A 15,180-nucleotide genomic window follows, 5' to 3' on the forward strand; every position below is an offset into this window, starting at 1 on the left:
GGAGCCGTAATCAGACTCCGGAAAACGAGGCCGAAACATGGTTTCGCCCTCGTAACCAACCGATCGCCGACACGTCAACGTCGGCGATTTGTGTCGTTCTAGGACACGTATTTCTTCAAGAATTCCACCGTCCTTCCCCAGGCGAGATCGGCTGCCTTCTTGTCGTAACGGGCGGCCGAGGTGTCATTGTTGAAAGCATGATTGACGCCTTCATAGACGAAGATTTCGAAGGTCTTACCGCCTGCCTGCAACTCCTTGCGATAGGCATCGATACCGGCGTTGATGCGATCGTCGAGGCCGGCATAGTGTAGCAATAGGGCCGCCTTGATTTTCGGAACCTCGCCCGCGGGCGGCTGCGCGCCGTAATAGGCAACGCCTGCCTTCAGCTCCGGCGAGATGGTCGCAAAACGGTTGACTAGGCCACCACCCCAGCAGAAGCCGACGGCACCGACCTTGCCGTTGGCGCCATCCGTCTTTGCGAGGTAAGTCAGGCTCGCTTCGGCATTGGCGGCCGTCAATGCCGGATCGAGATTGGTGAACATGTCGCGCGCCTTGTCCTCATCCTCGGGCGTGCCGCCCAGCGGAGACAAGAAATCCGGCGCCAGCGCCACGAAACCTTCCAGCGCTACGCGGCGGGCGACATCGCGGATATGCGGGTTGAGGCCTCGGTTCTCGTGGATGACGATGACACCACCGAGCTTGCCGGCCGCATCTTTCGGGCGGGCGAGATACCCCTTCATCTCGCCCTTGCTGCCGGCAAAGGTCACGTCCTTCGTGTCCAGCCTGCTATCGTCGGCGGCAATGATCTCGGCACTCGCCTTGTTGGCGGCAAGCAGCGGCGCGATGGCGGCGGCGGCCCCGGCCGAGCCTGCGAGCTTGGTCAGCTTTTCCATGAAACCCCGACGATCGAGCGTCAGATGCGTGTATTCGTCATAGGCGTTGATCATCGCCTGCGTCACAACCGGCTTTTCCGTGCTCATGATCCTGTTCTCCCTGTTTCCCCGGCAGCAGGCAACAAACGACCGGCCACCCGCTGACAAGATAGGTCAGCGGATCTCACCGCAATGGGAAAGGAAAAACACAAACGCGTTACCGCAGGTTGCGGCTGCGGTCGTCATCCTGCATCAGGAGAAGGTGAGCCAGATGCCGAGCCAGCCCCACATGCAGACCAGGGCTGCAAAACCAAGGGCGAAGAGCGGACTGCGATAGCGCAGATCGTTGCTGGTCACATGCACGAAGGCATGAGCGTAGCGTGCCGCGACAAAAATCCAGGCGAGGATCACGGCCGCCAGATTATCGGCCTGTGTGGTGTAGAGTACGATGCAGCAGGCATGGAAGAGCAAGGGAAGTTCGAACTGATTGGCGAGGCTGTTTCGCACTACCAAGCTTTCCGCTGGCTCATCGGCTGCATGATTTTCGCGGAATTGCTCTGGCTGAATGCGGCCGGCCTTCACCAGCACACGGCGGCGCCATCCCAGGAGCGCATAGAGGATGAAAACCAGTACCGCATGCGCCACCATGGGCCAGAACATTTCATAGCCTGTCACGCGGCCAACTCCTTTGGAACTTCCGAAAGCTATACAGTAGATCTGAAATGCTGCAGCGACCTTTGCGCGTCGCATATGACGCGCGGCACTGTAGTCGATCAGGACGGTTTGGAACTGTCGCGCGATAGGTAGCGAAAAATCGCAAAACGGACCAGCAGAATCACTGTCACAACCAGCGTCAGAAATTTCAGCCTGATGATGATGGGCAGGAGGGTCGCAAGCAGCGATACCGTGGCATCGGAGGGCATTGCCGGCGGATAGAGCATCAGGCCGGCGATATTCTCGGCATAATCGACAAGCGTATAAAAGATCGGCAGGCAGAAAATGACCGTGGTCCCACCCGGTGGGATCGGCCGGCCGAAGAAAAAACCGCCGGGGCCGACCAGCCGCATCAGGCAAAACAGCAACCCGCCCAGCACCAGCGGGAAGATCAGCTCCGGCCCGAGATACATAGAATGCAGGATCGCGGCCGGATCGGGATGCTCCCGGAGATAGCGCAGCATGGCGATGACATCTTCGCTCTCATAGCCGCCGATGCGCACATCGAGCATCGACTGGCCGGCGGCGGCATCGCTGAATGCTCTTGCGAAGCCGGCATAGATCCAGGCGAAGAGTGCCAGCGAAAGAGCCGCAAGGATCGCCGCCAGGCCCTGTAAGGACCTGGCGTTGCCCGAAGCGCGATCTGCCATCAATCAGCCGCCTGCGCCCGGATAGTTCGGGCTTTCGCGGGTGATCGTGACGTCATGGGCATGGCTTTCGCGCAGGCCCGCGCCGGAGATGCGCACGAAGGTCGCGCGCTCCTGGAAATCCTTGAGGTCGGCACCGCCGACATAGCCCATGGCCGCTTTGAGGCCGCCTGCGAGCTGATGCAGCACGCCGGAGACAGGCCCCTTATAGGGAACCTGGCCTTCGATGCCTTCCGGCACGAGCTTCAACGTGTCGCGGACCTCGGCCTGGAAGTAGCGGTCGGCCGAGCCGCGCGCCATGGCGCCGACGGAGCCCATGCCGCGATAGGCCTTGAAGGAGCGGCCCTGGTAGAGATAAACCTCGCCCGGGCTTTCATCCGTACCGGCAAGCAGCGAGCCGATCATCGCTGCGGAAGCGCCGGCGGCGATCGCCTTTGCCAGGTCGCCGGAGAACTTGATGCCGCCATCGGCGATGACGGGAATGTTCTGAGCCTGCGCAGCCTCGACCGCCGACATGATGGCTGCGAGCTGCGGCACACCAACACCAGCGACGATGCGGGTCGTGCAGATGGAGCCGGGGCCGATACCGACCTTGACGGCGTCAGCGCCGGCATCGATCAACGCCCGCGTGCCGTCATAGGTGGCGACATTGCCGGCCATGATGCGGACGGAGTTGGACAGCTTCTTGACGCGGGTGACGGCATCGAGAACGCGCTGCGAGTGACCATGGGCGGTATCGACGACCAGAAGGTCGACGCCAGCCTCAATCAGGCGTTCGGCACGTTCGAAACCGTCATCGCCGACGCTGATGGCGGCGGCAGCGCGCAGGCGGCCCTGAGCATCCTTCGAAGCGTTCGGGTTCAGCTGCGACTTCTCGATATCCTTGACGGTGATCAAACCGACCAGACGGCTGTCAGCGTCAACGACAAGCAGCTTTTCGATGCGGTGCTTGTGCAGCAGGCGCTTGGCTTCCTGTTGCTGGACGCTTTCTGCGACCGTGACCAGATTTTCGCGGGTCATCAGCTCGAAGATCTTCTGGGAGGGGTCGGAGGCGAAGCGGACGTCGCGATTGGTGAGGATGCCGACGAGGCGGTGCGACTTTTCGACGACCGGGATGCCGGAAATGCCGTGGGCCTTCATCAGAGCAAGCGCTTCGGCAAGCGTGGCGTCGGGGCCGATGGTGACCGGATTGACCACCATGCCGCTTTCGAACTTCTTGACCTGGCGGACCTCTTCGGCCTGCTGCACCGGTGTCAGATTGCGGTGGATAACACCCATGCCGCCGGCTTGGGCCATGGCGATCGCAAGACGGCTTTCCGTGACCGTATCCATGGCGGCGGAGAGGATCGGCAGGTTGAGCTCGATGTCCTGGGCGATGCGGGTGGCGATATTCGTCTGGCCCGGCATGACCTCCGAGTGTCCCGGCTGCAGGAGCACGTCGTCGAATGTGAGGGCATCCAACCCGGTTGACGTTTCAATAATGCGTGCCATGGCCAATTCCTTCGTCTGTGAAAAACAGGAAAGCCCGGAACGAATCGTCTACCGGGCGATCTTGCAAGTGTTGCTTGGAAGTTGGCGAGGGCTGGTAACACGTTCATGACAGGAAGGGAATAGCAAAAAGCGAGGGGCAGATATGCTAAGCCTTGGCTTCAGCGCGGGATTCGGCTCCACGTCATCGTCAGGCGCTTCCGACAGGGGCAACGGCGGCAGTCTATTCCGGAAAATTGTGCCATGACATATTGTGCCATGACATAAGGTATCACGGTCGGCCGGACGCAGGAGCCCTTGGGCCTGCTTGTTGAAGAAATGGTCTTTCAATGCTCAAAAGCCCGGTTACGTGCGAAGTTCGCTACCGCATCGATCACCATAGAATTTCGGAATTCGAAGCTTACAGCCGGATTTGGATCGAGCTCATCGAACGCCATGGCGGAACGCATCACGGCTACTTCATACCCAGAGACAAGCCGGCGGAGGCGGGAGTGAGCTTTCCGGGCATAGGTGAAGAAGGCCCCGGCGACATAGCGGTCGCACTATTTACATTTCCAGATGAGACAACCTACCTGCAATACCGCGAGCGTGTTGCAGCCGATCCGGACGGAATTGCCGCAAACGAACGCTTCGGTAGGAGTCCACCATTCATCAGCTACGAGCGAACTTTCTTGCGGCCGGTGCTACGGGTAAAGTCTTAAACAGAGGTGACACTCATGGGTTTCTGGATAGCAAGCGTCGCGGGATTGGCGATCGCCTATCTCTTGGGCTCCATACCCACGGGCTATCTGGCGGGGAGACTGCTCAAGGGCGTTGATATTCGGGACCTCGGTTCCAAATCGACTGGCGCAACGAACGTATTGCGGACCCTTGGGAAGTGGCCAGCCTTGGTGGTGCTCCTGGTCGATGTGCTGAAAGGAGCCGCGGCAATCGTCTTTGCCCGTTGGTTCTATCCTTGGCTCCAAACATTGCCATCCATATCGCCGCCGATTGCGCTTGATCAGCAAAACTTCGTTTTGTGGGCGGTTTGCTTAGCGGGACTCGCGGTTCTGCTGGGGCATAGCCGCCCGATCTGGCTGAATTTTAAGGGCGGCAAATCCGTCGCAACGGGACTTGGCCTGTTGCTGGCGATAGCCTGGCCGGTGGGATTAGGTGCAGTGACCGTTTTTGGCATTACGCTGGCTATTTTTCGGATTGTTTCTCTCGGCTCAATCCTGGCAGCTTTGACGGCGATTGCCCTTGTCTGCGGCTTGGAGCAGCCGTTGCCATATCGATTGCTGGTGATTGCCGGTAGCCTTTATGTGATCGTGCGCCATCGTATGAATATTCAGCGACTGCTGACAGGAACGGAACCTCGTCTCGGGCGAAGTGCCGTGATCCGGAATTGAATGCGCGGAGCTTTTGCGAATTTCGGTTGTGACCTGGAGCCGGTTTTGCCATGCTGAAATGCCTCTCGGATGCACCATTGATCGGTAGAGGAATGCCACATGAAGACAGTCACAGCCGGCGTTCTGGAAATCGCTTATCGGGAAAGCGGGCCGCCCGACGGCCAGCCGGTGATCCTTTTGCACGGCTTCCCGTATGACATTCATGCTTACGATCAGGTGGCCGAGCGACTCGCTGGAGATGGATGGCATTGCTTCGTGCCGTTCCTGCGTGGATTCGGCTCGACGCGATTCCTTTCCGACGAAACCTTCCGGTCAGGAGAGCAAGCCGCTCTCGGTTCGGACCTTCTGGCTTTCATGGACGCGCTTGGTATTTCTTCGGCGACGCTTGGCGGCTATGATTGGGGTGGCCGGGCAGCCTGTATTGTCGCTGCCCTTTGGCCCGAGCGTGTTCGCGGTTTGGTAAGCTGCGGGACGGGATACAACATCCAGAACATCACCGCCGCCGGCCAACCCGCGTCGCCCGAAGAGGAATATCGCTATTGGTATCAATATTACTTCCATTCGGAGCGTGGCCGAAGAGGACTGAGCGAGAAACGCTGCGAGCTTTGCCGTTTCATCTGGAAGCTATGGTCTCCCACATGGAGTTTTGTTGACGCAACTTACGAACAGAGCTTTGCGGCATTTGAAAATCCGGATTTTGTGGATGTCGTCATTCATTCCTATCGACATCGGTTCGGCGGTACTCCCGGAGATCCAGAGCTGCAGTCCATAGAGGCAGAACTAGCCAAGCAACCTGATATCGTCGTGCCAACCTTTGTTCTGCAAGGTGCCGACGACGGTGTCGATCCACCTGATGCAATCGACCATGCCGCGCCGCATTTCAAGGCCGCGTTTTACCAACGACGTATTATTGCAGGGGTTGGACACAATCTGCCGCAGGAGGCGCCTGCTGCTTTTGCAGGCGCCATCCGTGCCGTTATGCATCAAGATAATGGTCCCTTTCGCGACCGTTCTTGAGCTTACATCTCGCCATCAAGTCGCTGTCTTCAAACATCGAACTGGTAGCTTTTCGGAATGTAGCGAAAACCTTCCGACTGTTTTTCGACGAAGCCAACGGCGGGGAAAGGCATGTGGAAGCCGAGGAAGGGGATGCGGTCGGCGGCGATCATATCGAAGATGCGGCGGCGGGTTTTCGCGGCCTGCGCCTTGTCCGCATCGAAGCGGACTTCCCAATCCGGGCGGCCGAGCGATAGGACATAATGGTTGGCGGTATCGCCGGTCATGACGAGTTGGCTGCCGCCGGATTCTAGGTGGAAGACGAGATGGCCGGGCGTGTGGCCGGGCGCCAGCATGGCGGTTATGCCGCTGACGATCTGGTCGCCATCCCTAAGGAAGGTCATCTTTTCGGCGAAGGGCACGACATTGGCGAGGACGGCCTTATGGCCGCCTTCCGCCGGTGTTCCCTCACGCGCCGTATCGGTCCAGAACCCATATTCGATCTCGCCGGCAACGTAGCGAGCATTCGGAAAGGCCGGGCCATCCTCCTCCATCAATCCATTGATATGATCGCCGTGCAGATGCGTCAGAGCGACGACCGTGACCTGCTCAGGCGTGTAGCCGACCGCCTTCAGCCCTTCGCGAAAGCGGCCGAGGCCACGAGCGCGACCGGCGGCACCAAAGCCGGTATCGATGACGATCACGTCGGAGCCGGTGTCGATGATGGCGGGCGCATAGCTGTTGACGAATTTTTCCGTCGGCAGGAAATTCTGCTCCAGCAGTTTGCGAACGGTGTCCGGCGTCTGGTTCGAGCCGAAAGTCTCCCAGGGGTTGTCTATGATGTTAGCGCCGTCCTTGACGACGGTGACGGTGCAGGATCCCAATTTGAACCGATGCGTATCCGGGGGCAGGACGGCAGTCATGAACTCACTCCTTATGTTGATGCGCAGCGTAAGCTGCGCCTATCGCAGCCTCCGGTGACGGCGGCCTGGAAGTTGCGCGTCTACGACCGAAAATTTGGTCATGACAACACAATCCAAATCCGCTAATAGACCGGACGACGTTTTATGCGTTTAGCATTTCCATGCTCTTAGCATATGTCAAATCCTGCGTCCCACCCGATGCGACAGTGGATATCACGAAGACGTGATCCCCAGGCGCTGATGGAGCAAAATCCAGGATTGGCAGCAGCCTCGCATAGGACTACAGAGCGGCTGATCGCACCTGAGCGGCGGCTTTCCGAAGACAGACCTATCAAGGCGGATGCCCATGAATCGCATCGTTCCATTGATCCTCGCCGTAGCCCTTTTCATGGAACAGATGGATTCCACCGTCATCGCGACAGCGCTGCCGGCCATCGCCAATGATCTGCATGTCGGCCCGATCACGCTAAAGCTGGCGCTGACCTCCTACATGGTATCGCTGGCCGTCTTCATCCCGATCAGCGGCTGGATGGCGGATCGCTTCGGCGCGAAGAACATCTTCCGTGTTGCCATCTGTGTCTTCGTCATCGGCTCCATCATGTGCGCCTTCTCGGGCGGCCTCGTGGAATTCGTCTTCGCCCGCTTCCTGCAGGGTGTCGGCGGCTCGATGATGACGCCGGTCGGGCGCCTTGTGCTGGTGCGCACCACGCAGAAGAGCGATCTGGTGTCAGCGATGGCGCTGCTCTCCATTCCCGCGCTCGTCGGCCCGCTTGCCGGTCCTCCGCTCGGCGGTTTCATCACCACGTATGCCTCCTGGCACTGGATCTTCCTGATCAACGTGCCCGTCGGCATCCTCGGCGTGATCTTGGCGTCAATCTTCCTGCCCGACGTGGAAGCGACAATGCCGCCGAAGCTCGATGTCATCGGTTTCCTGCTGACCTCTTTCGCCGCATCCGGAATCGTCTTCGGCATGTCCGTCATCAGCCTGCCGGCGCTGCCGCCCTATATCGGCATCTCCGCCGTCGTCATCGGCTTCGTCTGCGGCTTTCTCTATATCGGCCATGCGCGCCGTCACCCGGCCCCGATCCTCGATCTCACGCTGCTGAAGAACGCCACCTTCCGCGCCTCGGTCACCGGCGGCACGCTGTTCCGCATCTGCATCGGCGCCATGCCCTTCCTGACACCCTTGATGCTGCAGCTCGGCTTCGGCCTCAATCCATTCCAGTCCGGCCTCATCACCTTTGCCGGTGCCATCGGCGCGATCTCGACGAAATTCATCGCCCGCCGGGTCTTTACCGCCGTGGGCTTCAAGACAGCGCTGCTTTCGGCCGCGGCCATCACCACCCTGACGACGATCTGCACCGGCTTCTTCCAGCCCTGGACGCCACACCTCATCATTGTCGGCATCCTGCTGATTGGCGGCTTCTCGCGCTCCTTCTTCTTCACCGGCATCAATGCGCTCGCCTTCGCCGATATCAACGACAAGCAGGCAAGCCAGGCGACATCGATGAGCTCCGTCATGCAGCAGATCAGCCTGGCGCTCGGTGTCGCCGTCGCCGCCATGATCCTGGAAACCTCGACCTTCTTCAGCGGAACGGAACTGCAGGTCCGCGATTTCCATATCGCCTTCTTCTGCATCTCGGTTCTGACCGTACTTGCGACCATCCCCTTCATCCGGATGGATCGCAGTGCCGGTGCCATGGTCTCCGGCCATAAGGCCGGTCTCAAGCGCGTCGCCGCCCTTCAGCCGCAGGTGCAGCAGCCGGCCGCAAAATGACAACACGATCCCTACGCTTGGGCAAAGCCGTAGCGTAATCGAGATCTCGCCGATTCATGGATCGAGAGCCGCCGAACTTAACGCACGGCGGCGGCTTCCGCCTCTTCTGTCTCGCCTTCCGGCTTCCGGCCCTTGAAGCCCTTCGCCAGCAGGAACATTTCCACCGACTCGGCTCTGGATGCGCCGGGCTTCACATGGATGACCTGACGGAAATTCTGCTTCAGGAAGGTCAAGAGGTCACGCTCGGTACCCCCCTGGAAGGTCTTGGCAAGGAAATGGCCACCTTCGGCCAGCACCTCGACGGCGAAATGCGCAGCCACTTCGCAAAGATGCATCGTGCGCAGATGGTCGGTGCGGTGATGGCCCGTCGTCGGCGCCGCCATATCGGATATCACGAGATCCGGTGTGCCGCCGACGGCATCGATCAGCCGCTGCGGCGCTGTCGGATCGAGGAAATCGAGCTGCAGGATACTGACGCCGGGTATCGGCGCCATTTCGAGGAAATCGATGGCGGCGACGCGGATATCCTCCTCGGTCGAGTCGGTCACCTTGGCGGCGATCTGTGACCAGCTGCCCGGAGCGGCACCCAGATCGATGATGCGTCGCGCGCCCTTGAGGATCTGATGCTTCTCGTCGATCTCCAGCAGCTTGAAAGCGGCGCGGGCACGATAGCCTTCCAGCTGGGCGCGCTGCACATAGGGATCGTTGATATGGCGCTGCAGCCACTGCCGCGACGAGGCCTTCAGCTTCTTTTTCTTGACGCGCTGACCGAGTTTGCGGCCCGTGCGGTTGCCGGCGATGGTTGGCTTGGTCACGTCTGCGGCCCCTTCATATCCCTCGGTCGATGACCCCGGCGCGAGCGGCCTCGCCGCCAAACGCCGTCGTCTGCCATCATGTCGGTCAGCAGTCCCTCGCGCAGGCCGCGATCAGCAACGCGCATGCGCGGGCTCGGCCAGCGGCGGCGGATCGCCTCTAGAATGGCGCAACCCGCCAGTACCAGATCGGCACGATCCGGCCCGATGCAGGGATTGGCGGCGCGGCCGGCAAAATCCCAGGACAGGAGCTTCGCCTGCATCGCACTCACTTCATCATCCGACAGCCAGACGCCATCGACCCGGCGCCGATCGTAGCGCGGCAGATCGAGATGGACGCCTGCAAGCGTCGTTACCGTGCCGGAAGTCCCGATCAGGTGGAAGTCGCCGCTGTCACGTGCGGCGCCATGAACCGGCGGGCAATCGAAACGCTCGAGCATGCGCTGAACCTCACACACCATCGTCTCGAACAGCTCCGGCGTCACGTCGCGACCGCCATGCCGCTCGGAGAGCGTGACGACACCGACGGGCAGCGAGGTCCAATGGGTGATGTGATTGGCCAGCCGGCTGGAGCGATTCTCGCCGATGCGGATGACGGCAATTTCCGAAGAGCCGCCGCCAATATCGAACAGCACGACCGAGCGCGCTTCCGGCCCCACAAGCGACGAGCAACCGGAAACGGCAAGCCGCGCCTCGGTTTCGCGGTCGATGATTTCGAGCTGCAATCCGGTCTCTTCGGTCACCCTTGCTAGAAACGCTTCGCCGTTGTCAGCGGCGCGGCAGGCTTCGGTCGCGATCAGCCGCATGCGCCGGATCTCGCGGGTCTTCAGCTTAGCCGCGCAGATGCGCAGCGCTTCCACGGCGCGGTCCATGGCATCGCTGGAGAGGCGGCCACTGGCGCCGAGCCCTTCGCCAAGACGCACGATGCGGGAAAATGCATCAACCACTCGGAACTGACCCGGACGAGTCGGCTGTGCGATCAGCAGACGGCAATTGTTGGTGCCGAGATCGAGAGCGGCATAGAGATCGAGCGGACGGGAATCAGCCTCGGCATAATGGTGCTGCCCCTGGCCTTCACGTCGCGGCTGAGGCTGCCGGTTCTGACGGTGATCGTCGTGGGTCGGAGCGTGGACATTCGCCTGCGTATTCGCTGGAGCGACGATCTGCGCCGTCTTCTCATGCACGAGAGGCCGACCCTGCAGGCCGCGCTTGCTGCGATGCTTGCGCCGATTCTTGCCGCTCTTATGCGAGGAGGGATGGCCATGCTCAGTCGAAGCGCGATGCTCCGCCTGTGATGAAAACTGCTGTGTTGACGAAGAAGGCTGCGCGCCACCCTGGGCTGCGCCGCGTGCACGGCGGCGGCGCTTGCGCTTTCTAGCCGGCGAGCCGGCCTCATCCTCTGCTGGGCGCTGCGCCACCTGGCTGGACTTACCTGCCTGGCTAGCCTCCGCAGAATGAGCGTTCGGGCGGCCATGACCGCGCTTACGCTTCGCGCGCCGGGAGGATTTACCCTTCCTGCGCTCTGCTGCCGGCGCCCCGTCTGCCTGCGGCGCTAGGCCGCTTTCGGGGTCACTCACGTATCTTTTCCACCGCACCGCGCAAGGCCTTGGGGGCATGCTGCTGGCGCTCGTTCGATTTTCGTTGGGCAAAGAATACCAGCAGGATGGGTTTTCGCCAAATTCTTTTTGATTCACGCCATTTTAGTCGCGCCGGAAACAGCCCTCAGGCGATGAGGTGCGCCCTAACATCAGCTGCAAGTTGCTGCATCCGATCGATCGGCGCGTGACCGATCAGCATGAAGGCGTGTGTGGCGCTCGACCAATAGACGACATTCATGCCGCGACGATTTTCCATGTCCGGAGCGGCCATACCCCTGGTGGACTGAACGATGCAGAGTGCCATCGGGCCGCTTTCCGGATCGAGATAGGCGATCTGGGCAAGTGGCTTGCTGTCATAATTCAGGATCTGAGCACGCTTGAACTCTATGCCCGGCATGGCAATCGCTTCGGGCGCCAGCGACAGATCCAACTTGGCACCGACCTCATTCAACTGCGCGACCTGCTGCGCATGGTCTCCGGCCGGAGCACTCAGTGTATCCGCCGTATAGAGCGAAAGATATTCCGCCACGACGGCACGCCATTCGGTATCCTCGTCCGGCTTCGAAAGCTTACGGCCGATGCCGATCACCGCGCGGTCGATGGCGATGGCGGCTACGAAACTCGCAGCCATTGCGGCCAGGAAACCGCGGCGGCCAATGCCAGCGGCGCGGACCTTGCTTTCCTTTGACGAGGCAATGGCGGCAAGCATGGCATCCAGCTTCGCAGCCGGCGCCTCGGCGAGCATCGGCTGAAACGCTTCAGAAAAGGGCAGCGTGCTGCGCGACAAAAAATCGAAACGCTCCGCCACGTGCTCGTCGCTGGCGATTAGCCCCTCGATCCTATCGCGGTCGGCAGCATCCAGCTCGCCATCGATGAAGGCGGTGAGCTGTTCGTCCGTAACCATCTGTCCTTTGTTCAATTCACTCATTTCCATTCCCCAGTCGCCCACCTCCGGACGCTTTTCCGTCAGCCGCCACCCCCATGCCATCAGCGAGCTTCGCCCGCGCTGCCGCCAACCGGCTCATGACGGTTCCGATCGGCACATCGAGAATTTCAGCCACTTCACGATAGGAAAGCCCCTCGACATAGGCCAGGAACACGGCAGTGCGCTGTGCTTCCGGCAATGCCTGCACGCGCTGCAAGACCTGCCCGGCGAGAACACGCGTTTCGGTTTCCTGTGCGCCGTCAAATACGAGCGTCTCGTCGGCATCGACGAAGCCCTGCCCCATACGCACACGGCGCGAACGGACCTCGTTCAGCCAGATCGAGTGGAGGATGGCAAACAGCCAGCGGTCGAGCCTCGTGCCGGCGGTAAACTGCGCCGCCCGCTCCAAAGCTCTGACGCAGGTCGCCTGCACGAGATCATCCGCCACGTCGCGCTGGCGCGACAGCACCACGCCGTAGCGCCACAACCGCGTCAGATGCTGGGACAGGCCTGCCCTGATATCCTCTTCGCTCGCTATGACATCCTCCGCGGCATTCGCAGGTCCGGAAACCGCCGACCTTTTCGGCGGCTCCGTTGCTGTCAGACTATAAGCAGAAATAGCACCACGAGCGACCGGCATCACTCCCATATCTCTCGCAAAGCTCCCCGCTTGCCGTCTTTATCACTGACCCGGATCTGCGATCACAGGCTGGACGGATTCATGATCGCGGCGTGGAGATCGCGATACTCCTCGCAGCTCGTATTGCCGCAGAGCGTCTTGATCGTGTTCAGCTGATCCTTGGCGAGGTCCATCTGGCCCTTGATGACGTAGGCTTCGCCGAGATATTCACGAACCAGCGTGTACTTCGGATCCATGGCGACGGACTTCTGGTAATAGGAAATGCCTTCGTCCGTACGGCCGAGCTTGCGGGTAACATAGCCGCGATAGTTCAGCGCTTCTGCCGTATTCGGGTTCTTCATCGTGTCGAGAACCGCCAGGGCTTCCTCGTAGCGATGATCCTTCTTGGCGAGCGAATAGGCGTAGTCGGCGCGGTTTTCGTCGGTGACATTGGCGCTCTGCTGCTTGACGCACTTCTTCGCCTTCTGATCGTAGATCTCGCCCTTCTTGCAGGTCGGCGTCGTGCTGGAATCGTCGCCGGCGGCGAAGACGGGAACGGCGAAAGCGCCGACGGTCAGGCCTGCACCGAGGGCGATGGAAGCCAGGCGAAATGCTTTGGTCGTCATGGAATGTCTCCTTGGCAAAATGAACGTTGCGAGGGGAGAACACACCGTCTGTATATTTTATTCGAACGACCCGAGAATTTTTTCGACGCATCCTATGTCGAGACGCCGTCACTCTTTCGTGACTGCTCCGGCATCGAATAGACCACCTCTATCGCGTGTTTCAACCGACATGCCCCTCAAGGGCACAGGAGAAACTCGTGACCGATACCGTCAAACTTCTAGGCCTTGCCGTCGCAACGCCCGACAACATCATCCTCCAGCCCGACGCTGCCGAGACGGCGGGCCGTCTGTTCTCGGACCGTTTTCAGGATTTCAAGTATCTCGCGCGCGTGTTCGAGAGCACCGGCATTCGCAAGCGTCATGTGGCGCGGCCCCTTTCCTGGTTCGAAGAGCCGCATGGCTGGCAGGATCGCATGGCTGCCTATACGAAGGTGGCCTCGGAGCTTTTCCGCCGTTCCGCAACAGCAGCGGTACAGCGGGCCGGTATCGAGGCCAGAGAGGTCGACTGCATCGTCACGGCTTCGTCCACAGGGCTTGCGACGCCGAGCCTCGAGGCACGGCTTGCCGGCGAAATGGGCTTCCGTAGCGATATCGAGCGCGTGCCGATCTTCGGGCTCGGCTGTGCCGCCGGCGTGTCCGGCCTTGCCGTTGCGACGAAAATGGCAAGAAGCCGGCCAGGCGCCGTCGTGCTCTTCGTCGCGATCGAACTCTGCTCGCTCGCCTTCCGCCTAGACGAACTGACACGGCCCAACATTATAGCCACCGCACTGTTCGGCGATGGAGCAGCAGCCTGTGTGCTGCGAGCCGGCGAAGGCGGCATTGCGGAAATCGAAGCGACAGGCGAACATCTTTTCCCCGACAGCCTCGGCATCATGGGCTGGAAGATCGACGATACCGGTTTTGGCATCATCCTCGAACAATCACTGCCGGTCTTCGCCGAAACGCATCTGAGGCGGGCGGTTGCCGGGATTCTGGAGCGATCCAGGCTTTTGATCTCCGATGTCGACCGCTTCATTTGCCATCCCGGCGGCGCCAAGGTGCTGTCGGCCCTCGAGAAGTCGCTCGGCCTTGAAGAAGGTTCGCTCGATATCGAGCGCGAGGTGATCGGCGACTATGGCAACATGTCCTCTCCCACCGTGCTGTTCGTGCTGGAGCGGGTGATTGCGGCCGGATTGCCAGAGCGTTCCGCCCTACTCGCCATGGGGCCGGGATTTTCGGCAAGCTGCATTACCCTGAGGAGGGTTGCGTGATGCTGTGGCCATCGATCGCGCTTCTGACCTTCGTGACGCTGCAGCGGCTGGCAGAGCTCGTCTATGCCAGGCACAATACCGCGGCGCTCCTTGCCCGCGGCGCTCGGGAACATGCGCCGGAGCATTATCCCTTCATGGTGGCGATGCATACGACATGGCTGATAGGATTGTGGTTGCTCGCCATCGGCCGGTCGGTCGATCCCGCCTGGTTTGTGCTCTTCATGGTGCTGCAGGGACTGCGTCTCTGGGTGCTGGTGACACTCAAGGATCGTTGGACGACACGCATCATCATCCTGCCCCGCGCGGCGCTGGTGACCAAAGGACCCTATCGCTTCCTCAGCCATCCGAACTATGCCGTTGTCGTCGGCGAGATCGCCGTCTTGCCGCTCGCTTTCGGCATGCCGCTTTATGCCGCGATCTTTTCTCTGCTCAACGGCATCATTCTTGCTATCCGCATCCGCGCCGAAAACGCCTGCCTGCGACAGACTGCAAGCTGATCCGCATTTTTCAATTGCGCCACTGAAATTTGGCAGGCATTTTCGATG

At 60.6% G+C, this 15,180-nt stretch carries 16 protein-coding genes; 6 read left to right on the forward strand and 10 right to left on the reverse strand.

The window, feature by feature from the left end; all coding sequences use genetic code 11:
* Positions 1-98: 98 nt before the first annotated feature.
* The 4 genes from JJQ51_RS06340 to guaB all read right to left on the reverse strand — a co-directional run bounded on the left by JJQ51_RS06340 (position 99) and on the right by guaB (position 3,724).
* Positions 99-980: a dienelactone hydrolase family protein gene (locus JJQ51_RS06340; RefSeq protein ID WP_152093679.1), complete on the reverse strand. Its 882-nt coding sequence runs from the start codon at positions 978-980 to the stop codon at positions 99-101.
* Between the two features lie 144 nt (positions 981-1,124).
* Positions 1,125-1,547, reverse strand: coding sequence for an MAPEG family protein (locus JJQ51_RS06345; RefSeq protein WP_113353810.1), 423 nt, complete (start codon positions 1,545-1,547; stop codon positions 1,125-1,127).
* A gap of 98 nt (positions 1,548-1,645) precedes the next feature.
* A complete protein-coding gene (locus JJQ51_RS06350) occupies positions 1,646-2,236 on the reverse strand; it encodes a hypothetical protein (RefSeq protein ID WP_152093680.1) in 591 nt (196 codons plus the stop codon).
* A 3-nt stretch (positions 2,237-2,239) separates the two neighbouring features.
* Positions 2,240-3,724, reverse strand: coding sequence for an IMP dehydrogenase (gene guaB, locus JJQ51_RS06355; protein WP_113353808.1), 1,485 nt, complete (start codon positions 3,722-3,724; stop codon positions 2,240-2,242).
* A 326-nt stretch (positions 3,725-4,050) separates the two neighbouring features.
* Between guaB and JJQ51_RS06360 the strand changes: the two genes are divergently transcribed.
* From JJQ51_RS06360 to JJQ51_RS06370, 3 genes are all read left to right on the forward strand, one after another.
* On the forward strand, positions 4,051-4,422 hold the full coding sequence (locus tag JJQ51_RS06360; protein WP_152093681.1) for an NIPSNAP family protein: 372 nt from the start codon (positions 4,051-4,053) through the stop codon (positions 4,420-4,422).
* 15 nt (positions 4,423-4,437) lie between these two features.
* On the forward strand, positions 4,438-5,109 hold the full coding sequence (plsY, locus tag JJQ51_RS06365; protein WP_269244435.1) for a glycerol-3-phosphate 1-O-acyltransferase PlsY: 672 nt from the start codon (positions 4,438-4,440) through the stop codon (positions 5,107-5,109).
* A 99-nt stretch (positions 5,110-5,208) separates the two neighbouring features.
* Positions 5,209-6,126, forward strand: a complete 918-nt coding sequence (locus JJQ51_RS06370; protein WP_152093683.1) for an alpha/beta fold hydrolase — start codon at positions 5,209-5,211, stop codon at positions 6,124-6,126.
* 29 nt (positions 6,127-6,155) lie between these two features.
* Here the strand turns inward: JJQ51_RS06370 and JJQ51_RS06375 are convergent, their stop codons facing one another.
* A complete protein-coding gene (locus JJQ51_RS06375) occupies positions 6,156-7,028 on the reverse strand; it encodes an MBL fold metallo-hydrolase (RefSeq protein ID WP_269244436.1) in 873 nt (290 codons plus the stop codon).
* Positions 7,029-7,374: 346 nt separating this feature from the next.
* Here JJQ51_RS06375 and JJQ51_RS06380 point away from each other — a divergent pair, with 346 nt between their 5' ends.
* Positions 7,375-8,805, forward strand: a complete 1,431-nt coding sequence (locus tag JJQ51_RS06380) for an MFS transporter (RefSeq protein WP_113353804.1) — start codon at positions 7,375-7,377, stop codon at positions 8,803-8,805.
* A 77-nt stretch (positions 8,806-8,882) separates the two neighbouring features.
* Here the strand turns inward: JJQ51_RS06380 and JJQ51_RS06385 are convergent, their stop codons facing one another.
* The 5 genes from JJQ51_RS06385 to JJQ51_RS06405 form a co-directional block, all read right to left on the reverse strand.
* On the reverse strand, positions 8,883-9,620 hold the full coding sequence (locus JJQ51_RS06385) for an RlmE family RNA methyltransferase (RefSeq protein WP_145322554.1): 738 nt from the start codon (positions 9,618-9,620) through the stop codon (positions 8,883-8,885).
* Entirely contained in the window at positions 9,617-11,194 is a 1,578-nt protein-coding gene (locus tag JJQ51_RS06390) for a Ppx/GppA phosphatase family protein (RefSeq protein WP_113330115.1), read from the reverse strand. The genes JJQ51_RS06385 and JJQ51_RS06390 overlap by 4 nt, the downstream gene beginning before the upstream one ends.
* Positions 11,195-11,339: 145 nt before the next feature.
* The gene (locus JJQ51_RS06395) at positions 11,340-12,143 is read right to left on the reverse strand and encodes an anti-sigma factor family protein (protein WP_233788600.1); all 804 of its coding nucleotides are present in this window, start codon (positions 12,141-12,143) and stop codon (positions 11,340-11,342) included.
* Entirely contained in the window at positions 12,136-12,780 is a 645-nt protein-coding gene (locus tag JJQ51_RS06400) for an RNA polymerase sigma factor (RefSeq protein ID WP_152093685.1), read from the reverse strand. The genes JJQ51_RS06395 and JJQ51_RS06400 overlap by 8 nt, the downstream gene beginning before the upstream one ends.
* A gap of 62 nt (positions 12,781-12,842) precedes the next feature.
* Positions 12,843-13,385 carry a tetratricopeptide repeat protein gene (locus JJQ51_RS06405; RefSeq protein ID WP_152093686.1) on the reverse strand — a complete coding sequence of 181 codons (543 nt, stop codon included), beginning with the start codon at positions 13,383-13,385 and terminating at the stop codon, positions 12,843-12,845.
* Positions 13,386-13,582: 197 nt separating this feature from the next.
* On the opposite strand from JJQ51_RS06405, the gene JJQ51_RS06410 reads away from it, so the two are divergent.
* Both JJQ51_RS06410 and JJQ51_RS06415 read left to right on the forward strand, forming a co-directional pair.
* Positions 13,583-14,635 carry a type III polyketide synthase gene (locus JJQ51_RS06410; protein ID WP_269244437.1) on the forward strand — a complete coding sequence of 351 codons (1,053 nt, stop codon included), beginning with the start codon at positions 13,583-13,585 and terminating at the stop codon, positions 14,633-14,635.
* On the forward strand, positions 14,635-15,132 hold the full coding sequence (locus JJQ51_RS06415; RefSeq protein ID WP_113353801.1) for an isoprenylcysteine carboxyl methyltransferase family protein: 498 nt from the start codon (positions 14,635-14,637) through the stop codon (positions 15,130-15,132). Before JJQ51_RS06410 ends, JJQ51_RS06415 begins: the two co-directional genes overlap by 1 nt.
* Positions 15,133-15,180: the final 48 nt, after the last annotated feature.

It is taken from the genome of Rhizobium sp. AG207R, assembly GCF_027109195.1.
GTDB lineage: Bacteria > Pseudomonadota > Alphaproteobacteria > Rhizobiales > Rhizobiaceae > Rhizobium > Rhizobium dioscoreae.